The sequence below is a fragment of the Chitinophaga sp. genome, from assembly GCF_036566945.1.
Taxonomy (GTDB): Bacteria; Bacteroidota; Bacteroidia; order Chitinophagales; family Chitinophagaceae; genus Chitinophaga.
Map to the genome: position 1 here is coordinate 1 of NZ_DATCVJ010000576.1, position 1,755 is coordinate 1,755.

Sequence of the window (1,755 nt, forward strand, 5' to 3'; positions counted from 1 at the left end):
AAATTGCTTACAGAATTTCAGGTCTTTGGCAATCTTTACATGATCTCCACCACAATCAACAGGATGCTCTTCCACGATCTGATTATTAAACAGCAATTTCCCTACTTCCTTGATGGGAAGCAGTTGTGACACCATCAGTGCCAAAAGGAATATGCCGATAATTTTCTTCATGTGTATTTTACGCTTGTACAAATGTAATTGAGGGAAAGCATAAATGGTGACTTATGCCCATTAAAAAAATGTTAAAGCAATTTAACACAAAAAGCACACATTTTCCCCATGTCTCCATTTATCCTTATTAAATACCGATCATCACTTTTATTGGTTTCCCTGCTTTTGTTGCTTTTTTAGGTAGATGCCCAACTGTATTGATTTTGACTTCATTTTTCGGGTAACGTTCTAAACAAGTTATTTTGCTTTCTATGGTATTCGGTATTGCATAGTAGTAAATAATCACTATTTTTGTATCGTACAATTGAAACAATAGCTATTACATTATAACTGATCAGAAACCACCATTAAGAAAAAAACTAAAGCTCACTTGCCATGAACATTGATAACACACAATCGCAGATGAGGAAGGGAGTGCTGGAGTTTTGCATATTGTCCATCATTAAGCAAGGAGAAGCTTACCCGTCAGATATCATTGAAAAGATGAAAGAGGCGAAACTGGATATCCTGGAGGGCACCCTTTATCCTTTATTAACAAGATTGAAAAACGCAGAACTGCTCACTTATCGCTGGGTAGAAAGTAGCTCAGGTCCTCCAAGAAAATATTTTTCCATGACAGACAAAGGGGAAGCCTTTTATCAGGAACTGGAAAGCACCTGGAATGAACTAGCCAATGCAGTACATCAATTAACACAAAACAGTACACCTCTTTAAGAGAAGACTTACCTAAAACCTAAATCAACTAGTAATGAAAAAGATAATCAACATAAACCTGTCGGGCCGACTTATCCCCATTGAGGATAGCGCGTACGAGATACTTAGCCAGTATCTGGGCAGCCTGAAGAAATATTTTTCAAAAGAAGAGGGTGGTGATGAAATTGTGTCTGACATTGAAAGCCGTATTGCTGAAGTTTTCCATGATATCCTGAAGAAAGGCGCACATTGCATTACTGATGCAGATGTAATAGCTGTAAAAGCTTCCATGGGCACACCAGAACAGTTTGATGATGCCTCCGGGGAAAGTGCTAAAGAACAACAAAAAGAAGACGTTTCAGACGCTGGTTACATACCACGTCCTCGTAAACGCCTCTACCGCGACCCGGAAAATAAAGTACTGAGTGGTGTATGTAGCGGTTTGGGCGCCTATTTTAATATCGATCCGGTTATCTTCCGCATCATCTTTGCCCTGCTGGCCATCGGTGGCTTTGGTACCGGTATTCTCGTATACTTCATTCTCTGGATAGCTACTCCGTCTGCTGATACAGCAGCGGAGAAGCTGGAAATGAGGGGCGAAAGAGTAGATCTGAACAATATCCGGTCTACTATCCAGGATGAATTAAATCATATGAAAGGTCAGGTGAAAAATGTAGGAGATGATATCCGAAATTTTTCGCAGGGCCGCGGCAAGCAGGTAGGTAGCGATATCGAACGCTTTTTTGTGAACCTGGCAAGTGGATTAGGTAAAGTGTTGGTAGCTGTTACCAAGGGGTTCTTTTATTTCTTTGCTGTAGTAATGTTATTCTGCCTCGTAGTGGTAGGAGTAGCTATGGCAATATCTTCCGCGGCCCTTTTCCCCCTGAAAGA

At 40.6% G+C, this 1,755-nt stretch carries 2 protein-coding genes; both read left to right on the forward strand.

What is annotated here, in order from left to right; genetic code table 11:
* Positions 1–546: 546 nt before the first annotated feature.
* A complete protein-coding gene (locus tag VIP81_RS17525) occupies positions 547–885 on the forward strand; it encodes a PadR family transcriptional regulator (RefSeq protein WP_133807814.1) in 339 nt (112 codons plus the stop codon).
* A gap of 34 nt (positions 886–919) precedes the next feature.
* A partial coding sequence (locus VIP81_RS17530; RefSeq protein WP_331963729.1) for a PspC domain-containing protein occupies positions 920–1,755 on the forward strand: 836 nt, incomplete at its 3' end.